This is a genomic window from Corallococcus exiguus (genome assembly GCF_009909105.1).
Classification (GTDB): domain Bacteria; phylum Myxococcota; class Myxococcia; order Myxococcales; family Myxococcaceae; genus Corallococcus; species Corallococcus exiguus.
Window position 1 is genome coordinate 955668 of sequence record NZ_JAAAPK010000003.1, and the last position, 18304, is coordinate 973971.

General features: G+C 68.3%; 18 protein-coding genes. 8 read left to right on the top strand and 10 right to left on the bottom strand.

The features are described from left to right. Nucleotides 1-63: 63 nt before the first annotated feature. The 3 genes from GTZ93_RS15340 to GTZ93_RS15350 all read right to left on the bottom strand — a co-directional run bounded on the left by GTZ93_RS15340 (nt 64) and on the right by GTZ93_RS15350 (nt 1717). Nucleotides 64-627 carry a hypothetical protein gene (locus GTZ93_RS15340; RefSeq protein WP_139923705.1) on the bottom strand — a complete coding sequence of 188 codons (564 nt, stop codon included), beginning with the start codon at nt 625-627 and terminating at the stop codon, nt 64-66. A gap of 116 nt (nt 628-743) precedes the next feature. After that, complete coding sequence (locus GTZ93_RS42755) at nt 744-1094, bottom strand: DUF4833 domain-containing protein (RefSeq protein ID WP_257979547.1); 351 nt, start codon at nt 1092-1094, stop codon at nt 744-746. A 50-nt stretch (nt 1095-1144) separates the two neighbouring features. Further along, nucleotides 1145-1717 carry a hypothetical protein gene (locus GTZ93_RS15350; protein WP_139923707.1) on the bottom strand — a complete coding sequence of 191 codons (573 nt, stop codon included), beginning with the start codon at nt 1715-1717 and terminating at the stop codon, nt 1145-1147. Between the two features lie 208 nt (nt 1718-1925). Between GTZ93_RS15350 and GTZ93_RS15355 the strand changes: the two genes are divergently transcribed. Then, nucleotides 1926-2147, top strand: coding sequence for a hypothetical protein (locus GTZ93_RS15355; protein WP_139923708.1), 222 nt, complete (start codon nt 1926-1928; stop codon nt 2145-2147). Here GTZ93_RS15355 and GTZ93_RS15360 read toward each other — a convergent pair. The 5 genes from GTZ93_RS15360 to GTZ93_RS15395 form a co-directional block, all read right to left on the bottom strand. Then, a complete protein-coding gene (locus GTZ93_RS15360; RefSeq protein ID WP_161662834.1) occupies nt 2144-2632 on the bottom strand; it encodes a hypothetical protein in 489 nt (162 codons plus the stop codon). The two genes, GTZ93_RS15355 and GTZ93_RS15360, sit on opposite strands and share 4 nt — an antisense overlap. Before the next feature lie 194 nt (nt 2633-2826). Further along, nucleotides 2827-5538, bottom strand: coding sequence for an endo-1,3-alpha-glucanase family glycosylhydrolase (locus GTZ93_RS42445; protein WP_219629104.1), 2712 nt, complete (start codon nt 5536-5538; stop codon nt 2827-2829). Nucleotides 5539-5958: 420 nt separating this feature from the next. Then, nucleotides 5959-6495, bottom strand: a complete 537-nt coding sequence (locus tag GTZ93_RS15380; protein ID WP_139921866.1) for a DUF4833 domain-containing protein — start codon at nt 6493-6495, stop codon at nt 5959-5961. Nucleotides 6496-6882: 387 nt separating this feature from the next. Further along, on the bottom strand, nt 6883-7617 hold the full coding sequence (locus GTZ93_RS15390) for a lysophospholipid acyltransferase family protein (protein ID WP_233597464.1): 735 nt from the start codon (nt 7615-7617) through the stop codon (nt 6883-6885). A gap of 200 nt (nt 7618-7817) precedes the next feature. Further along, nucleotides 7818-9335, bottom strand: coding sequence for an acetyl-CoA acetyltransferase (locus tag GTZ93_RS15395; protein WP_139921860.1), 1518 nt, complete (start codon nt 9333-9335; stop codon nt 7818-7820). Between the two features lie 107 nt (nt 9336-9442). On the opposite strand from GTZ93_RS15395, the gene GTZ93_RS15400 reads away from it, so the two are divergent. Genes GTZ93_RS15400 through GTZ93_RS15410 form a run of 3 tightly spaced genes read left to right on the top strand, consistent with a single transcriptional unit; the run spans nt 9443 to nt 11530 of the window. Beyond that, complete coding sequence (locus GTZ93_RS15400) at nt 9443-10036, top strand: DUF2239 family protein (RefSeq protein ID WP_139921858.1); 594 nt, start codon at nt 9443-9445, stop codon at nt 10034-10036. Continuing rightward, on the top strand, nt 10033-11046 hold the full coding sequence (locus GTZ93_RS15405) for an NADP-dependent oxidoreductase (protein WP_139921856.1): 1014 nt from the start codon (nt 10033-10035) through the stop codon (nt 11044-11046). Before GTZ93_RS15400 ends, GTZ93_RS15405 begins: the two co-directional genes overlap by 4 nt. A 43-nt stretch (nt 11047-11089) precedes the next feature. Then, a complete protein-coding gene (locus tag GTZ93_RS15410; RefSeq protein ID WP_139921855.1) occupies nt 11090-11530 on the top strand; it encodes a nuclear transport factor 2 family protein in 441 nt (146 codons plus the stop codon). A gap of 6 nt (nt 11531-11536) precedes the next feature. Here the strand turns inward: GTZ93_RS15410 and GTZ93_RS15415 are convergent, their stop codons facing one another. Further along, nucleotides 11537-12193: a DUF4328 domain-containing protein gene (locus tag GTZ93_RS15415; protein WP_161662835.1), complete on the bottom strand. Its 657-nt coding sequence runs from the start codon at nt 12191-12193 to the stop codon at nt 11537-11539. A gap of 168 nt (nt 12194-12361) precedes the next feature. Beyond that, complete coding sequence (pdxR, locus tag GTZ93_RS15420; protein ID WP_139921851.1) at nt 12362-13801, bottom strand: MocR-like pyridoxine biosynthesis transcription factor PdxR; 1440 nt, start codon at nt 13799-13801, stop codon at nt 12362-12364. Between the two features lie 83 nt (nt 13802-13884). Between pdxR and GTZ93_RS15425 the strand changes: the two genes are divergently transcribed. The 4 genes from GTZ93_RS15425 to sthA all read left to right on the top strand — a co-directional run bounded on the left by GTZ93_RS15425 (nt 13885) and on the right by sthA (nt 18262). Next, the gene (locus GTZ93_RS15425) at nt 13885-14340 is read left to right on the top strand and encodes a cupin domain-containing protein (protein ID WP_139921849.1); all 456 of its coding nucleotides are present in this window, start codon (nt 13885-13887) and stop codon (nt 14338-14340) included. A 73-nt stretch (nt 14341-14413) separates the two neighbouring features. Then, entirely contained in the window at nt 14414-15085 is a 672-nt protein-coding gene (locus tag GTZ93_RS15430; RefSeq protein ID WP_161662836.1) for a hypothetical protein, read from the top strand. 151 nt (nt 15086-15236) lie between these two features. Beyond that, nucleotides 15237-16772, top strand: a complete 1536-nt coding sequence (locus tag GTZ93_RS15435) for a PPC domain-containing protein (RefSeq protein ID WP_161662837.1) — start codon at nt 15237-15239, stop codon at nt 16770-16772. 92 nt (nt 16773-16864) lie between these two features. Continuing rightward, nucleotides 16865-18262 (top strand): Si-specific NAD(P)(+) transhydrogenase, encoded by a 1398-nt coding sequence (sthA, locus tag GTZ93_RS15440; protein ID WP_139920979.1) that lies wholly within the window; start codon nt 16865-16867, stop codon nt 18260-18262. Nucleotides 18263-18304 lie beyond the last annotated feature (42 nt).

The following is an 18304-nucleotide window of genomic DNA, read 5'->3' on the forward strand; positions in this document are numbered from 1 at the left end:
GCGCGTGGGATTCGCGCTTCCGGGGCCGGGGCTCACTCATTCAGACGGGCCGCGAAGGGCGGCTCAGTACCAATCCCAGTAGTCGATGAAGATGATGATCGTGGTGCCGTTGGGGCAGTGGTAGATGATGATCAGCGAGTGGTGATAGCGGGTGAGCTGGTCAGGCCGCCCACCCATGAAGTTCGTCTGCCGGAACTGCGCGTCCACCGTGGTGCGCGCGAAGGGCAGCGGATTCGGAACCTCCGTGGAGACGGTCTGCATGGTGGCGGGCAGGCGGGCCACGGCCTTGCCGGACGCGTCGATGACGTCCACCTCTCCGCGGTACTCGCCCACCTGGATGTCCTCGGCGGCCGCACGTGCGCGCAGCTTGTAGTAGCCGGCGGGGATGCCCGCCTGCGGCGCGTCCAGGTAGGTGAAGCCGAAGTCCACGCCTCCGGGCAGCGCGGTGGCGGGGACCTGCTCGAAGCCGGCGATGCTGCTGCCGGTGAACGTCATGCCGTCCTTCGACACGGTGACGGTCTCTTCCGGGTTGACGTTCACGCCGGCCTTCTTGGCCGCTTCATGCAACTGCGCCCGGGGGTCCGTGCACTCCAGCGTGGGAGCCTTCGGGGCGTCGAGGCGCGGCATGTACGCCGCCAACCGCTCACCGGCCGCACGAAGTCGACCCTGAAGGGCCAGGACGTCTTCACGAAGATGTGCTCCAGCTGGGAGACGCTGTTGCCCAGCTTCGTCCAGGCCTGGACCTAGCATTTGCCGTCGACCCGCGCGGTGGTGATGTCGATGGGGCGCGAGGGAAAGGCCTTCAGGCTCACCCGGACCCGCCAGCCCTCCGCGGTGGCTTCGACCGGCTGCGAGTCCTCCAGCCCATACACGGGTTGCTCGACCCCCAGCAGCTCCTCCACCTCCGAGGGCCCGCGCTCCAGCATCCGCCAGTACACCTGCACGGGGCGCGTCCCCACGGGGCGGCAAGCATCGTCCAGGCTCAGGGCGTAGTGGACCTGGTTCCGGTTCTCGCTACGGGACAGGAAGAAGGCGGACTGCGATGGGAGGGGCGCCCCGGCCGCGGAGGCCAGGGTCGCGACGGTCGCCAGCACAACGGCAGTGAGAGGTGCCGAGCCTGGATTCAGGAAACACGGGGGTCCCCCTACTCCTTGACGACGCGGACGGCGGTGAACGCGCGGCGGACATCGCAGTCGTAGTCCTCGTACTCCGAAAACGAGTTCCCGCTGTCCTTCACCCTGTACGTACCCGTCAGGGTCAGGGGCATGGTGGTGGTCTCCGGAACGGCGTCGAGGGTGCCCTCCAGCTCGAACTCGTGGATGACGCCGAACGTGTTCGTGTGGTGATTGCCACTGGCCTCCACCTTCCGGCCACCATTGCCTTTGAAGAAGCCCGTCAGCCACCGCTGGCCAATGTCGATGTTGAACCAGTCGTTGGAGGAATCGTACTGGTGCCTGATGACCATGGGTTCCGTGGGCAGGGTGGCTTCCAGGCGCCGGCAGCCTTCCGGCAACTCCGAAGTGTCCTCGAAGGTCAGGGTGTACGTGCCGGAGATCTCACAGCCGCTCGTACAGTCCGGCTTTGATGGCCCGCTGCTACCACAGCCGCCGGCGCCCATGCCGCTCCCCATCGTCATCATCGCCGTGGCCAGGAGGACGGGGAGTCGCAGGTAGGTGACGACCTTCGAGGAACGGCGCTGGGCGGAAGACGTCTGCATGGGAGGCTCCGGTGTTGGGGTTGAAGGGCTGCGGACAATAGCCAGTCAGCCACGGGTCCCCAAACGGGGTCCCCCGCACCCCGTGCCCGGCCGGCGTCCCGAGGTACGCTGGCAACGCACGAGGGCGCCCCGGTGCCCTCATCCTCCCACGGAGAGCGCATGAGCCCTCGTGGAGCCGAGGTTTGCCTTCTGCACGTACGCGAGAGGCATGAACCCCATGCGCCTGCGGGACGGGGAGTTCGTCGGCCACACCTGGGCCAGAATCACGCTGAAGGTGAAGCCGCTCGACGTGCTCCTGGGCCCGCGGACGAAGGCCGCGGATCAGCAGCTCAAGTCCTATTACTGCCTCCAGCGCGCCGTCGGAAACATCCCCCCGGAAGCAGTCACCGCCCATGCCGCGTTCTTCGAGTGGCTGGACTGTGGCCCCTAGGCCTGCTCAACCGGCCGACCTTTTGCGAGGGCCTCCTCCACCTGTTTTCGACACTCCTCGGCCGGAGCCTCGTATTTGTAGTCCGCCAGCGCTTCCGCCCGGGCGGGGTAGAAGAACCGGAGGCTCGCCCACCCATGCCTCCGCCGGTCCCCTGACTCGGACCGCAGCAGTTGGAGGATGGGCTCCTCGTACTTCGCCAGGTCCTCGCCGCGCTGTGCCAGCTCCGCCAGAATCAGATGGGAGATGAAGTACTCCGCCTCCAGGCGCTGGCTCAGTGACGCAGGGTCCGCTCGACGCAGGTCGTTGTTCAGGAACCTCGCGACGAAGAAGAACGGAAGTCCTCCGACCCCGTAGCCCACCACCCATCCCACCAGCACGCCCCCAGCTGCCCCCATCCATCCCAGGAGGCCGTGCCCCACGAATGCGCCCACACCCGCGCCCGCCAGGACCGACAGCAACCGAAACAAATCGAAGACGGTGAACACCCGCTGTCTCCTTGCCTCGAAAGCCCGTGCCGGAATGGCACACCCCCAGGCCCGCCAGGATGACAACCTGACGGGCTGGTAGCTCGATTCGAGGGGCCAGGCCCTGCACCAGCGCAGGAGCCGTCGCCTCCTTCAGCAAGTACCCGGCCAGGGTACTGCCGCCGAAGCCCAGGCCCGTCGCCCCTTGAGCGTCTTCAGCGCTTCAGCCACATCGGCTCGCCGGGGCACAGCCGGCAGCGGGCCTCTCCGTTGGCACAGGAGGTCGCGCAGGACGGGAGCGCCGCGCGGGCCGAGCTTCCGGCGCGGTACAGCAGGTCCTGGTACGCGATGGAGCCCACGATGGGGTGCATGCTCTGGAGCTGCACCACGGTGCCCCCCGAGCGCTTCAGCCGGAAGGTCGGCGTCCCCACCGTCAACGCCGTCCGGATGGCCTGCACCCCGCCCGCTGTCTTGTCCTCGCCGTAGGTCGTCGTGCCCTGCATGATTTCAAGCCGGCCCGCGGACGTGAGGAAGCCCACCAACTCCACTTCATTCGTCGCCGGGCACCCTGCCTTGCACACCGCGAGGTTCGCGGACGTCTGGGTCGTGGGCACGAGAGACGAATTGTGGATGCGGTGGTTGTAATACAGCACGTCGCGCTCGATGGTCGGCCGTGTGCCCGTCTTGAACCACTGGATGTAGTACGCGGTCATGTCGTACGCGGGCCACTGCTTCCCCGTCGACGGCCGGATGTTGTGGTGCTCGTGCTGGTCGTTCCAGGTGACGATCTGGACCTCGTCCAGGCCGTCGGCAATCACATTCTCCCAGATGGAGCGGAGCGTCAGGGAGTTGCGCGCCTCCCAGAAGGCCTTGTCCTTGGGCCGGTAGTCCTGACTGCTCATCGGATGGATCCACTGTTTCCCGTACCCGGCCGCCTTCGTCTTCAGGCTCCCGGAGTACCCCGCCGTCGTCACCGGGACGGCCGTCCCCCACCCCGCGTAGGCATCCCCCACACTCTTGTACTCCTCGAAGAGCGCCGTGCTCCCAGTGCCAAGGAAGACCGGCACCAGGTACAGGCTCATGCCCAGCTCCGTTGACGCGCGCTGCTTCACGGTGGCGTAGAACGCCGCTGTCCGGCCCTGCGCGGCGGGATTGAACAGGCCAACGACATACTTCCCATCCGGCCGCCGCAGGAGCGCCGCGGAGCCCTTCAGCTGACCCAGGATGCGAATCATCAGGTCCTGGTCCCCCGCCTGGCTCCCCGTCCCCAGGATGGTCATGTCGAAGTTGGGGATGATGTCGAAGCCGCCGGCCTGCGAGGCCGCGTCGGCAATCGTCTTCGCCCGCGTCCACACCGCGCCGTTGTTCACGTCGCTGTCGGTCCACAGGTTCAGATAGAAGCCATCAATGCCAATCCTCGCCGCGAGCTCGATTTCGTCCTTCGCGTCGCGAAGCCGCCAGTCAGTCTCCGCGCGGGGAAGTCTCGGGAGCGGCCGCTCTCGCATCATGCCGCCGTAGGCCGCGTGGCTTCCGCTCTCGCCATTCACCGCGATGTAGGCGCGCTCGTAGTAGTCATTGGACGTCGGGTTGGCGTTGTCGAACGACACCGGGTAGTAGTGCCAGTGCGCATACACCCGCTTCGCCGACGCCCGGAGCGTGGTGCGCGGCACCGCGGTAAACGGCCACTCACAGGGGCCACAGTCCGGCCCGCAGTCGACGCCCGTCTCGGTGCCGTTGCGCACCCGGTCCGAGCAGGTCGCGGCGGGCGTCACGCTCAGCGGGAAGTTGGACTGGTTATCGCTCTCGTTCGTCTCCGCCGGCAGGCGGTTGATGTCATCCACATGCGCGAGGAGCGTGTGGGCCCCCGCCGTGGCCGGCGCGGTCCACACCTTCGTCCCCGCGGGGCCGGAGTTGGCGGTGAGCGTGACGCCGCCCCCCGGCGCGATGGAGCTCGTGTACGTGTCCGACCACGACACCTGTGTACCGTTCACCCAGAAGGAGAGGCCGTGGACGATGCCCGCGGGCGTCGCGACGTTCCCCGTGTTCCGGATGGTTGCGCTGAAGGTGACGGCACTGCTCGGAACCACTGTGGTCGGGCTCACGCCCGTGACGACGAGGTTGTAGCCGTCCACGAGCGCATCCTGCTGCGAGGCCAGGGGCTCATGGAGCGGATCCCCGCCACAGCCCATCCACGCGGCCAGCAGCCCCAGGGACAGGACCTTCCAGGTGCTCTTCAAATCGTGATTCGCGGGGTGCATCCACAGGCTCCGTTCCAGCTCGCATTTTCCTGTCGCGCCATCACGAGATGGATGGCGCTCCACGGGCGGGCAGGCTCCATTGTCGCGGGGGAGCTGAACGGGTTGCTTCTGGATTAACTGCAATACGAGCAATGATGACCAAGCCCGGTGCCAGAGGATGTCCCCGCCGGGCCCGGCGACGGCGTGCCCCTCACTGCCTACGGGCTCCTCCTTCCCGTCGCACAGGAAGTCGATGCCCGCGGTGTCGTGGGCCGGGACCTTCGCGAGGAAACGCTCACCGGACGCGCCGCGCCCGACGATGACGCCGAACCTCGGGCTGCCGTCGCGTTCGTACAGCACCGTGTACGTCTCGATGCGGCCGGGGCCCGTGGCGTCCTCCACGAACGGAGGGATGGGGCCGCGCGCGGCGTCCGCTTCCGCCTGGTGCTCGAAGAACTCGGGCAGCGTTCCAGCGGGCGGCGGTTCGCGCGTGAGCACGAGGCTGTGGTTGTACGTCGCGAAGCCGCCGTTGCCGAAGAGCAGGCCATGGCGTCCCTGCTCGCGCAGCCGCTGCACCATGCTGACCACCGCGTGGCTCATGTAGTTGGCGATGGGCCCACCGCCGAACGTGAGCCCCCCGAACACGGTGGCGGGCTTCTCCAGCGGCCAGCCCAGCACCCGGCGCGCCATCTTCGGCACCCACGGGAAGCAGCTGTGAGCTCCACGACGTCGAGCATGTCGACGGTCAACCCATTCAACTCCAGTGTGCGGCGCAGCGACACGGCCATGCTCGGTGAGCTTGCATAGCCATCGCGCGCGAGGAAGTCCTCCGGCTCGTGCGCCGCCGCGCCCCGCCCCACGTACACGAGGCGGTCCTCTGGCACGCCATGCGCGAGGGCATTCGCCAGGCTGGTGACCAGGAACCCCGCGCCCTGATTGACGGCGCTGTTCGCCACCATCCGCTTGCAGTACGGAAACGCGATGGGCCGGTTGGACGGCAGGCCGTGACAGGAATCGCCACACACAAAGCCGGATTCGTAGCGCATCCCGCTACATGCGAAAGACCCCGAACCCGAAGAGGCGGCGGGTCCGCGGGACCCGATGCACTCATTACTTGCGAATCAATTCATGGACGGGCTGCCCATCCGGGCCCACGCCATCCAGCCGCACGAAGTCGACCGAGAAGGGCCAGGACGTCTTCACGAAGACGTGCTCCAGCTGGGAGACGCTGTTGCCCAGCTTCGTCCACGCCTGGACCTGGCATTTGCCGTCGACCCGCGCGGTGGTGATGTCGATGGGGCGCGAGGGAAAGGCCTTCAGGCTCACCCGGACCCGCCAGCCATCCGCGGTGGCTTCGACCCACTGCGAGTCCTCCAGCCCATACACGGGCTGCTCGACCCCCAGCAGTTCCTCCACCTCCGAGGGCCCGCGCTCCAACATCCGCCAGTACACCTGCACGGGACGCGTCCCCACGGGGCGGCAAGCCTCGTCCAGGCTCAGGGCGTAGTGGACCTGGTTCCGGTTCTCGCTACGGGACAGGAAGAAGGCGGACTGCGCTGGGAGGGGCGCCCCGGCCGCGGAGGCCAGGGTCGCGACGGTCGTCAGCGCAACGGCAGTGAGGTTGTTGAACCCGGATCCAGGAAGCATGGGGGTCCCCCTTTGATAGCGGCATGACGGCGGTCGCTCGCGAGGCCGTATCGGGAGGACGAAATACCGCTGTCCCCCGGAACTGTCACCCGCCCGGCACACTTTTCACGGAATTCGGCGCAGGCTCGTCCGAGCACCTCCTCGTCCGCCTGTCGAAGCCCCCCGCGGCCTGGGGTGGCCCACGCGCCGGGGCCAGCCTTGCACTCGCCGTGAGCAGTCTCAGGTGCGCCAGAATCGCTCGCCCCCTCCCCCTTCCTTTGGTGGAGCGGGTGCTGCCGCATGTGCCCTACCGGCAGTGGACGCCGTCCTTTCCGCATCGGGTGCGGTGGGTGCTGCTCAAGGACGTGGGGGCTACGGCTCGGTGTCCCCGGGCCGGTTGCGTGACGTTCAGCGCTCGGCTTCCATGCGCGCCTTCTCACGGACAATGACATCGCGCACGTGGTCGCGCAGGGCGTGCACGTCCCCGGCGAAGCCCTCCGGGTCGATGGGCTCCAGCACGCGCACCCGGGCGTGGACCGCCTGCTGGATGACCAGCCCGTGCTTGGGCATGGTCCGCGCGGTGCCAGTGAGGACCACGGGGATGATGGGGCAGCGCTGCTGGATGGCCAGCGTGAAGGCGCCGTCCTTGAAGGCCTTCACCTCCCCATCCTTGGAGCGGGTGCCTTCGGGAAACATCAGGATGGGGACGCCACGCGACAGCCAACGCTCACACCCGGCCATCATCTGGATGATGCTCGCCCGGTCTCCGCGGATGAGCGGCACATACCGGTTGAGATGCATGTTCCAGCCGATGAGCGGCAGCTTGAAGTTCTCCGCCTTGGAGACCCACTTGAAAGGCCGGTAGAGGCCGAAGAGGACCAGGATGTCCCCCAGCGACTCGTGGTTGGCCACCAGCACCGCCGCGCCCTTCCAGGGCAGGCGTTCGCGGCCCTCCACCCGCAGGTGCCACATCGGGTTCACGTAGAAATACAGCTGTGCCCAGAAGCACGAGTACAGGTGAAGCACGCGTCCATTCGCGTCAAACGGGCGGGTGAGCGCCCACAGCAGGAGCGCTCCAAGGAACAACACCGCGCTGGACAGCGCGAGGAAGGTCCAGAACGCGATCGAGAGGAGGATTCGGATGGCTCCCACTCTGTCATGGATGGATGGATCCACACAGCGTAGGTGGGCATGGATGACGCCCGGTGCACGAAGTGGGTCGCGTGGGTGACAGCGTCCATCGCGGCGCCAACCTCGAGCGTCAGCGACCATTCGCCCGTGCTGAGCTGGGTGGGGACGTCCTTCCAGAAGAGGCGCACGTTTCCGGAGGTCTCCCATCCCGCCTATACGCCGTAGGAGGAAGCCCGGTGCCAGAGGATGTCCCCGCCGGGTCCGGCGACGGCGTGACCTTCACTGCCGATAGGCTCCTCCTTCCCGTCGCACAGGAAGTCGATGCCCGCGGTGTCGTGGGCCGGGATCTTCGCGAGGAAACGCTCACCGGACGCGCCGCGCCCGACGATGACGCCGAACCTCGGGCTGCCGTCGCGTTCGTACAGCACGGTGTACGTCTCGATGCGGCCGGGGCCCGTGGCGTCCTCCACGAACGGAGGGACCGGGCCGCGCGCGGCGTCCGCTTCCGCCTGATGCTCGAAGGGCTGGGGCAGTGTTCCAGCAGGCCGCGGTTCGCGCGTGAGCACGAGGCTGTGATTGTGCGTAGCGAAGCCGCCGTTGCCAAAGAGCAGGCCATGACGGCCCTGCTCTCGCAGCCGCTGCACCATGCTGACCACCGCGTGGCTCATGTAGTTGGCGATGGGCCCACCACCGAACGTGAGCCCCCCGAACACGGTGGCGGGCTTCTCCAGCGGCCAGCCCAGCACCCGGCGCGCCATCTTCGGCACGCACGGGAAGCAACTGTAGAACTCCACGAAGTCGAGCATGTCGACAGTCAACCCATTCAACTCCAGCGTGCGGCGCAGCGACACGGCCATGCTCGGTGAGCTTGCATAGCCATCGCGCGCGAGGAAGTCCTCCGGCTCGTGCGCCGCCGCGCCCCGTCCCACGTACACGAGGCGGTCCTCCGGCACACCGCGCGCGAGCGCATTCGCCAGGCTGGTGACAAGGAACCCCGCGCCCTGATTGACGGCGCTGTTCGCCACCATTCGCTTCCAATATGGAAACGCGATGGGCCGGTTGGACGGCGAGGGCGTGACAATCTCTTCCACGGACAAAGGCTCGCGGATCCACGCCCCCGGATTGCCCGCCGCGACCTGCGAGAACCGCGACCAGATTTCGCCACTCTCCCGCTGCGCCTCCGCCAGCGTCTGGCCATACGCGGCGCGGCCGGCGTTCTCATACAGGGGATAGACGTCCACCGGCGAGTTGAGGCCGTAGCGCTTCCGGTAGGCCGCGTGAGCCTGGACACCGATGCTCGTCGCGGCGTTGTGCGCGGAGGGTGCATCCCCCGCAGCCAGTGCCGCTCGCCGGGCAGCCGTGCGCAGGGCCTCGCCGCCCACGACCGCCGCGACCTCCACGGCACCGGAGGCAACGCGGTTGGCGGCCTCGTGGAGCAGCCGCACCGGGCTGTCCCCGTTGGCCTCCGCCGTCTGTTCATGAATGCGCGGCCGTGCACCCAGGCGCTCCGCCAACGCGAGCGGCAACGGCCCCATCTGCCGGAACGAGAGCTGATCCACCACCGCCAGCGAATCCAGCCGGGAGAGCCACCCACCGCCCGCATCCGCGTCCGCCGCTCGCAGCGCGGCCTCCATCAAGCCCAGCGAATCCAGGCCCCGCAGCGGATCCTCCGGCCGGTCGTTGATCTGCCCCACGCCCACGATGACGGGAATCCGGTTCGCGTCCTTCATGCCTCGCCTCCTGACCGACCTGCTCCCACGGCCAGCCATCCCGGTCAATGCGACCATATTACCCGGACAGAATTGACGCCTGTTTATACCCGGGTAATACTCCCAACATGATTCCTCCTTCCGCCACCTGGACCGCCTTCACCGGCCAACGCCTGCTTGCCTCCGGCTCACCGGCCGAGGTCGTCACCGCCGCCAAGGCCGCGCTCGATGCGGGCGAGCATGAAGCCCTGCTCCTGTTCGATGACGCCACGGGCCGGACCGTGGACTTCCACCTGCGCGGCACGCTGGAAGAGGTGCTCGCCCGCCTCCAGCCGGCACCCGACCCGGCCGCCGAGTCTTCGGAACCCCGAGGCCCCGGCCGCCCGAAGCTGGGCGTGGTGGCCCGCGAGGTGACGCTGCTCCCCCGTCACTGGGAATGGCTGTCCGAGCAACCCGGCGGCGCGTCCGTGGCCCTGCGCAAGTTGGTGGAGGCCGCTCGCGCGAACAGCGGCGACGCCGACCGTGTCCGCCGCGCCCAGGCCGCCGCGGACCGCTTCATGACCACGATGGCCGGCAACGCGCCGGGCTACGAGGAGGCCGCCCGCGCGCTCTACGCGGGCGACCGCACCCGCTTCAACAAGTGGACCCGGAGCTGGCCGGACGACATCCGCGACTGCGCCCGAAAGCTCGCGGCCCCCGCGTTCTCCAAGGAGACACCATGAACCACCAGTGGGTGCTGAAGTCGCGTCCCCACGATGAAGTCTCCGATTCCTGCTTCGAATGGCGTCAGACGCCGGTGCCGTCCCCGGGTCCCGGCGAAGCACTGGTGCGCGTCATCTGGCTCGCCATCGACCCCACCCAACGCACGTGGCTCAATCCCCACGCGACCTACATCCGGCCCGTCGAGCTCGGCGAGGTCATGCGCGGGGCAGGTGTCGGACAGGTCATCGCGTCCCGCTCTGAACGGCTGGCCGTGGGCGACTGGGTGACGGGCATGACGGGCTGGCAGGAGTACGCGCTGGCCGGTGACGCGGGCCTCTTCGGTTTCAACAAGGTGCCGGACGGCATCGACCCCAAGGCCATGCTGAACCTCTACGGCGCCAGCGGGCTGACCGCGTGGATTGGCATGACGGACGTGGCCCGCGCGGCTCCAGGTGAGACCGTCCTGGTCTCCGGTGCCGCGGGAAGCGTGGGCGCCATCGCCGGACAGGTCGCAAGGCTCCGAGGCTGCCGCGTCATCGGCATCGCGGGCGGCCAGCACAAGGTCGATTGGGTCACCCGCGTTGCCCGGTTCGACGCCTGCATCGACTACAAGTCCGAGGACGTCCGGACGCGCCTCCAGGCACTGGCGCCCAAGGGCATCGACGTCTTCTTCGACAACGTGGGAGGGCCCGTGCTGGAGGCGGCTCTGGACCACCTGGCACTTCGCGCCCGCGTGGTGCTCTGCGGCGCGGTCTCCTCCGGCTACAAGGACCGTGACTACGGCACCACGCCGCGCAACTACATGCAGCTGGCCTTCCAGCGGGCACGCATGGAGGGCTTCATCTTCCTGGACCACGTCCCGCGCTTCCCCGAGGCCTTCCGCGAGCTGTCCACCTGGGCGGCCCGGGGGGAGCTCGCCCTGACGGAGACCGTCGCCGAAGGGCTGGAGCAGGCGCCGTCCGCCCTGCGTGGCTTGTTCGAGGGTCGGAACCTGGGCAAGCAGCTGGTCCGCGTCGCGGCCCCTGTCTGAGCGCGGTAGCCTGCGGCCTCCAACCTCACGCACGGAGCCCCGGATGAAACTCCAGACCACGCTGACCACCGTACTCGCCCTCGCCACGGGCGCCGCGGAAGCCCGGGACCCCGCGCAGGACGAGCGCGAGCTGCTCAAGGTCGAGGCCGCGCTCTGCCGCGCCTTCGAGACCGCCGACGTCGCCACGCTGCGAAAGAGCCTGGACGCGCGCTTCACGCTCACCGACTCCAAGGGCACGGTGACCGACCTGGAGCAGAACCTGGCGGAGGTGGCGAAGAAGGACCCCGTCTATGAGGTCTTCCGCAACCACCACCAGAAGATCCGCCTGTATGGCGACGCCGCCGTCGTCACCGGCATCACCACCCTCAAGGGCCACTCCGGCAAGACGCAGTTCGAAGGCGACTTCCAGTTCACCGACACCTGGGTCTATCGCGAGGGCCAGTGGAAGCTCGCCGCGAGCCACGCGACCCGGCTGGTGAAGTAACCCGCCTCACGCCGCTTCGGCCCCGGCCTCCGGCACAGGGCCGTCCCCGAACTCCAGCCCGTCGCGCCGCTGGTCGAGCTTCTCCTGGAGCGCCCGGATGATCTGGATGCTGAAGAGGGCCATGACCAGGGCGGAGCCAGCGGCGATCAGGCCCACCATGGCGCCGGCGGTCGACATGCCCCCATCCGCCGTCTCCAGCTTCCCGATGATCCGCTGGTCCACCTGATTCATGATCCGCGACAGGACGTTGGCCCCCCACCACACGGAGAGGGGAAGCACCGAGGCGAAGTGCGCCCCACCCAGCCGCGTCGCGACCTCCTTCATGAGGTGGTAGGGCTTCACCCAGTTGGCCAGGGGAATCAGCCACCACCAGACCGCCATCGCAGGGGAATCCCCGATGTCACGCCCCAGGGCCTTGAGCTGACGGACGACCCGGTGGAACCACATCAGGAGGAAGACCTGGGCCAGGAGGCCTCCCCCCACGTTCAGGAAGACCACGCCCGCGGCGGGCACGCCCTGCACCTCTTCGGTGAACACCCCCAGGGACAGGATGACGTGGAGGCCCAGGCTCAAGAGGTCCGTCGCCGCGGAGAACTGGAGCGCGGTCACCGCTCGCCGAGCTCGGCCACGGGAGTCGGGCACCTCCAGGGCGGAGAGCCGCATGCACTCGCGGCACTGGCCGTTCTCCTGTTCGCACCCCGAGCACACATATCTTCCACACCGCGCGCAGGTGCGCACCGCTGCCCTTTCGGGATGCTGCGGACACACGGCCTGCGACTCAACTTCCCCCTCAACGGCACTGAGCATGAAGAGAGGAATTAGGGCCTGCCTTCAACCCTTCGTCAATCCCACATGGGAAAGGCTGGCTCCCAGCCGCTTCAAGCCTTCTGGAATGCGTGTCGCGGGAATGCCGCCATACCCCAACACCAGTCCCGGCCGGGCGCGCGCCCCCGCGAAGTAACGCGATAAGCTGATAAGCCCGACGCCCGCGGCCCGGGCCCGAGCCACCGTGTCCCGCTCCAACGCCACGCCCCCTCGCCGGAACGTCGCGCACAGATGAAGGCCCGCCACGGAGGGCACCACCTGGAGCCAGTCTCCGCAGTGGCGCGAAAGCCCCTCCGCCACGCGCGCGTGCCTCGCCTCGTAATCCCGCCGCATCTTGCGGATGTGCCGCGCCAAGAGCCCACTGTCGATGAACCGCGCGAGCGCGGCCTGCTCCGGCACCGGACTGTGCCAATCCATCACGCGCCGTGCCCACCGCAGCTCCCGCTGGAGCGACGGCGGCGCGACGAGGAACCCCATCCGCAGCATGGGGACCATCACCTTCGAGAACGAGCCCACGTAGAGCACCCGCCCGGAGCGGTCCATCCCATGCAACGTCTCCAGGGGCCGGCCGCCAAAGCGGAACTCGCTGTCGTAGTCGTCTTCAATCACCACCGCGTCCCGCCGCTTCGCCCACTCCAGCAGCGCCACCCTGCGCGCGGGCGACATGGGCATGCCCAGCGGGAACTGGTGCGACGGCGTGACGTAGACGAGCCGCGCGGCGTCCGGCAGCGCCGCCACGTCCAGCCCCTCCGCGTCCACCGGCACGGGCACGACACGAGCGCCCAGCGACTGGAACACCTGCCGCGCGGGCGGATAGCCCGGCTCCTCCATGGCGACGCAGTCCCCCGGCTCGATGAGCACCCGGCCCACGAGGTCCAGCGCCTGCTGCGCGCCATTGGTGATGAACACGTCGTCCACCTCCGCGCGCACGCCCCGCGAGACGCCCACGTGCCGCGCCACCGCCTCCCGCAGCCCCCGGTGCCCGGCAGCGTCCACGTAGCCCCCGGACATCGTGGCGGCCCGCAGCTGGCGCGCCACCAGCCGGCGCCAGGACTCGAATGGGAAGCCCGAGACGTCCGGGCTGCCCACGCCAAAGTCATACGCGGCGGGAGCCAGCGGTGCTGGCAGGTCCGGCAGTGAGCGCCAGAAGGCCCGGGCGCGCAGCGGCACCAGTGCCTCCCGCCCTGCCCTGCCACGCGGCCGGGGCGCCTCTCCCTGGACGAAGCTCCCCGCCCGCGTGCGCCCCGCGATGAGGCCCTCGGCGGTGAGCCATTCATACGCCACGCCCACGGTGTTCCGGGCCACGTCCAGGCGCAGCGCCAGCTCGCGGGTGGGCGGCAACCGCTCCCCACGGCGCAGGCGCCCGTCGAGGATGGCCGCGCGCAGCCCCCGGTAGATCTGCCCGGCCAGGTCCCGGCGTCCCCGGAGCTCCACATGGAAGTCCATGCCGCATCCTCCCACGGATTGGCCCAATGGATTTCGTCAATCCTGGCCCTGTCACCGGGCCAGCGGAGGACCATCCTTCCGGCATGACCGATTCCACCTACGCCTCCCACCCCGTCGACTCCGAACGCATGCCGTGGATCCCCATGGGCCGGCCCGGGCTCGCGTTCAAGCCGCTGCGCTTCTTCCGCGATGGCAGCGGCTGGATGTACCTCTTCCGCCTGGAGCCCGGCACCCTCATCCCCCGCCACCGCCACGTCGGCGAGTCGCACGCCTTCAACATCTCCGGCCGCCGCCAGTTGCTCGACACCGGCGAGGTGATTGGCCCGGGCACGTATGTCTATGAGCCGTCCGGCAACGTCGACAGCTGGAAGGTCGTGGGCGATGAGCCCCTCGTCCTGCACATCACCGTGAAGGGCGGCATCGAATACCTGGGCGACGACGGTCAGGTCCTCAAGAGCGTGAGCCCCGCGGAGCGGCTGGAGACGTACCGCCGCTGGTGCCAGGAGAACGGCGTGGAGGCCCTCGCCACGATCGAGTGACGAATGCGGTTGCCCCGGCTTCCGCCCCCGGGCAGGAGGAGGCCTGGACCCCTCACCGGAAGGAAGCCCGCCCATGCCGCCCAGGCCCACCGCCCCGCCCCAGCTCCAGTCCGCGCCCGAAGCGCTGCGCAAGTTCGTCGAGGGCCTGTTCACCCTGGATGTGGAGGAGCCCTGGGCCCAGCCCGCGGAGGTGAAGGAGACGGGCGCCGCTCCCTGGCGGCCGCCCAACGCCTACACGCTGGTGATGGGGAACCTGGACGTCGAAGGCAACGTGCTGGTGGAAGCCGCCAGGCGGGACGAGGGCGTCCTCGTCGTGTTCGGCGACGTCACGTGCCGCAACCTCTTCGTCGGCGTGGGCTTCACCTTCGTCTGCACCGGCACGCTGCGCGTGAAGGAGACGGTCGTCGCGACCTCAATGGACAGCGTGACGTACGCGGCGGGAGTGGTGGAGGCGGAGCTCGTCGACTCCGGCTCTGGCGCGTGGCTCACCCTCTTTGGAGACGCGTCCCAGCTGCACGCGAAGCATCTCACGCACTACGTGATGAACGGCCGCAAGGTCATCAAGTCGCAGAACCCTCCCGACCTGCGCACGCTTGTCGTTCCGGAGGTCCTCGACCTGGAGGAATGGGATTCCCTCTCCGCGGAGGAGCAGGCGGACGAGGACCCGAAGGTCCTCATCAAGCTGGACACGCGAGCCGCCCACAAGCGCCTGGCCCAGGGCGAGAGCCTCTTCCTCTCGCCCTGAGAAGGCCGCATTCGGCCCGTGCGCTCCGTGCGGGCCGTCCTCACGCGGAATGTCAGACACGCTTGATAGCTTGCGTACTGTCCGAGGCCGGACGGACGACAAGCTTTCGCTCCCCCCTGGCGACAAGCGTTCTCACAAACCGAGGAACATCTTGAAACATATTGGATTGAAGTCCCTGGCCGCCGTGTGGCTGACGTGTGCCCTGACGGGCTGTGGCGCGGAGATGGAGCAGGGCGCTGAGACGGAGCTGGAGAACCCCACCGAGGCCGCTGAACAGGCCCCGGTGCTGGAGAAGGGGCCCCCGCCGGAAGAACGGGTGCAGGCCCTGGCCGGATGCACCAGCAGCATTGCCCTCACCCCCAACGTGACTGTCACCGGCATCAGCGCGAACGCGGGGGAGTACTCCTGCACGTACACGCTGTACGTCGCGTCCGCGAACAGCAACCTCACCTTCAGCACCTCCGGCGGTTCGGGCGACGTGGACCTGTATGTGAAGTACGGCTCGGAGCCGACCACGGGGAGCAGTACCTGTAGCTCCGCTGGCTCCAGCAGCACGGAGTCCTGCTCCATCACCGGCGCGCAGGTGGGCACGTACTACGTGAAGTTGTACGGCTACTCGGCGTTCAGCGGCGCGACCCTGAAGGCGACGTCCACGCCTTCCGGACAGACGGGCTGCACCAGCAGTACCACGCTGACCAAGGACGTGACCCTGACCGGCATCGGCGCGAACACGGGCGACTGGTCCTGCATCTACAAGCTGTATGTCCCCACCGGTGCCACCAAGGTGACGTTCAACACCAGCGGCGGCAGCGGCAACGCAGACCTGTTCGTGCGCCGGGATGCCTCCCCCACCGAGTCGGTCTACGACTGCAAGTCGGGCAGCCTCTACAGCAACTCCGAGACCTGCTCCGTCAACGTGACGTCTCCCGGGACCTACTGGGCGCGCCTGTACGGCACCGGGTCGTTCTCCAATGTGAGCATCACGGGAACCTACACCCTGTCTGAGGGCCAGCCGGGGTGCACGTCCACCAGCCCGCTCAACAACAACACCACCACGTACGGCCTGAGCGCGCCTCCCGGAGGCTTCTCCTGCGACTACACGCTCACCATCCCGTCGGGGGCTTCGAGCGTTACCTTCAGCACCACCAGTGGCTCGGGCGGCACCGCGTTCCTCTACGCGAAGCTTGGCAGCGCGCCCACGCTGTCTTCCTATGACTGCGTGGCCAACACGAGCAGCAGCAACAACCAGACGTGCACTGTCTCCAATCCCGCGGCGGGCATCTGGCACGTGCGTGTGTACAACGCGTCCTCGTCCGGAACGCTCACCAACGCCTCCCTGCGCGGCGCCTACGTCACCGGCGGCACGGGGAACCCGGGCACGGGCACGCTGAGCAACAACGTCCCGGTGACGGGCCTGTCGGGCGCGAAGGACTCGTACCGCTACTGGACCCTCACCGTGCCGGCCGGGAAGAGCTCGCTGCTCGTGCAGACGATGTTCGGCACGGGCGACGCGGACCTGTACGTGCGTCAGGGCTCGAAGCCCGAGGACTACGTCTACGACTGCCGTCCCCTGACGGGAGGCAACACGGAGTCGTGCCTCATCAGCAACCCCGTCGCGGGCGTCTACCACGTGATGATCAAGGGCTACACGGACTACGCCGGGCTGACGCTGCAGGCGTCCTACTGACGACGCCCCGCAGGCACTGATGTGTGAAGCAGTGCCCGGCCCCGAGGTGATTTCTTCCCTCGGGGCCGGGGTTGGGGGAACACTCCGGACCCATGAGCGCTCGGCGGTTCGACGTGGTAGTCCTCGGCTCCGGTCCCGGCGGTGAAGGGGCTTCGATGAAGGCGGTGAAGTCCGGCCGCAAGGTGTGCACCGTGGAGCAGGGAGCCCTCGTAGGCGGCGCCTGCACCCACACCGCCACCATCCCCTCCAAGGCCCTGCGCCACGCCATCCAGCGGCTGATGGACGTGCAGCAGGACCACCCGGAGATGCGGGCGGAGCTGGCCCGGCACACCACGCTCAAGGACATGATGCGCGTGGCGACCACCGTCGTGTCCAAGCAGGTGCAGCTGCGCACCACCTTCTACGAGCGCAACCGCGTGGAGCTGGTGGTGGGCCGCGCGAAGTTCCGGGACGCGCACACGGTGGAGGTGACGGAGCCGCGCGGCTCCGTGGAGCTGCTCACCGCGGACGCCTTCGTCATCGCCACGGGCTCCAGGCCCTACCGGCCCAAGGGCGTGGACTTCCGCCACCCGCGCATCTTCGACTCGGACACCATCCTCAAGCTGCGTGAGTCCCCGCTGTCGATGATCATCTACGGCGCGGGCGTCATCGGCTGCGAGTACGCCTCCATGTTCCGGATGCTCGGCGTGAAGGTGGACCTGGTGAACACGCGCGACCGGCTGCTGTCCTTCCTGGACGACGAAATCTCGGACGCCCTCTCCTACCACCTGCGCGAACAGGGCGTGCTCATCCGCCACCAGGAGGAGATGGTCTCCGTGGAGCCGCACGACGACAGCGTGGTGCTCCAGCTGAAGAGCGGCAAGCGGCTGAAGGCGGACGTCTTCCTCTGGGCCAACGGCCGCTCCGGCAACAGCCAGGACCTGGGGCTGGAGGCGCTGGGCATCGCGGTGGACGCGCGCGGGTGCATCCAGGTCAACGACGGCTACCAGACGTCCGTGCCCCACATCTACGCGGTGGGTGACGTGGTGGGCGCCCCGTCGCTGGCGAGCGCGTCCTATGACCAGGGCCGCTTCGCCGCCACGCACATCGTGGAGGGGCGGGCGGAGCACAAGCTGGTGAAGGACATCCCCACCGGCATCTACACCAGCCCCGAAATCAGCAGCCTGGGCCGCACGGAGCGCGAGCTCACCCAGGCGGGCGTCCCCTATGAAGTCGGCCACGCCTTCTTCAAGAGCCTGGCGCGCGCGCAGATTACCGGCCGCACCGTGGGCATGCTGAAGCTGCTGTTCCACCGGGAGACGCGAGAGATTCTCGGCATCCACTGCTTCGGGGACAACGCCTCCGAAATCATCCACATCGGCCAGGCCATCATGGCGCAGGACTGGCCGGGCAATGGCATCGACTACTTCATCAACACCACCTTCAACTACCCCACCATGGCGGAGGCGTACCGCGTGGCGGCGCTCAACGGCCTCAACCGGCTGTTCTGAAACACGAAGGGCACCGCGGGCGATTGAAAGCCCACGGTGCCC

Excerpts from the sequence above, each read along its gene's own strand:
- GTZ93_RS15395 (WP_139921860.1), bottom strand. The coding sequence starts at position 9,335 with ATGAAGGACGCGAACCGGATTCCCGTCATCGTGGGCGTGGGGCAGATC.
- GTZ93_RS15425 (WP_139921849.1), top strand. The coding sequence starts at position 13,885 with ATGACCGATTCCACCTACGCCTCCCACCCCGTCGACTCCGAACGCATG.
- GTZ93_RS15415 (WP_161662835.1), bottom strand. The coding sequence starts at position 12,193 with ATGCGGCTCTCCGCCCTGGAGGTGCCCGACTCCCGTGGCCGAGCTCGG.
- GTZ93_RS15355 (WP_139923708.1), top strand. The coding sequence starts at position 1,926 with ATGAACCCCATGCGCCTGCGGGACGGGGAGTTCGTCGGCCACACCTGG.
- GTZ93_RS15410 (WP_139921855.1), top strand. The coding sequence starts at position 11,090 with ATGAAACTCCAGACCACGCTGACCACCGTACTCGCCCTCGCCACGGGC.
- GTZ93_RS15400 (WP_139921858.1), top strand. The coding sequence starts at position 9,443 with ATGATTCCTCCTTCCGCCACCTGGACCGCCTTCACCGGCCAACGCCTG.
- GTZ93_RS15340 (WP_139923705.1), bottom strand. The coding sequence starts at position 627 with ATGCCGCGCCTCGACGCCCCGAAGGCTCCCACGCTGGAGTGCACGGAC.
- GTZ93_RS15430 (WP_161662836.1), top strand. The coding sequence starts at position 14,414 with ATGCCGCCCAGGCCCACCGCCCCGCCCCAGCTCCAGTCCGCGCCCGAA.
- GTZ93_RS15380 (WP_139921866.1), bottom strand. The coding sequence starts at position 6,495 with ATGCTTCCTGGATCCGGGTTCAACAACCTCACTGCCGTTGCGCTGACG.
- pdxR (WP_139921851.1), bottom strand. The coding sequence starts at position 13,801 with ATGGACTTCCATGTGGAGCTCCGGGGACGCCGGGACCTGGCCGGGCAG.
- GTZ93_RS15405 (WP_139921856.1), top strand. The coding sequence starts at position 10,033 with ATGAACCACCAGTGGGTGCTGAAGTCGCGTCCCCACGATGAAGTCTCC.
- GTZ93_RS42445 (WP_219629104.1), bottom strand. The coding sequence starts at position 5,538 with ATGGCGCGCCGGGTGCTGGGCTGGCCGCTGGAGAAGCCCGCCACCGTG.
- sthA (WP_139920979.1), top strand. The coding sequence starts at position 16,865 with ATGAGCGCTCGGCGGTTCGACGTGGTAGTCCTCGGCTCCGGTCCCGGC.
- GTZ93_RS15350 (WP_139923707.1), bottom strand. The coding sequence starts at position 1,717 with ATGCAGACGTCTTCCGCCCAGCGCCGTTCCTCGAAGGTCGTCACCTAC.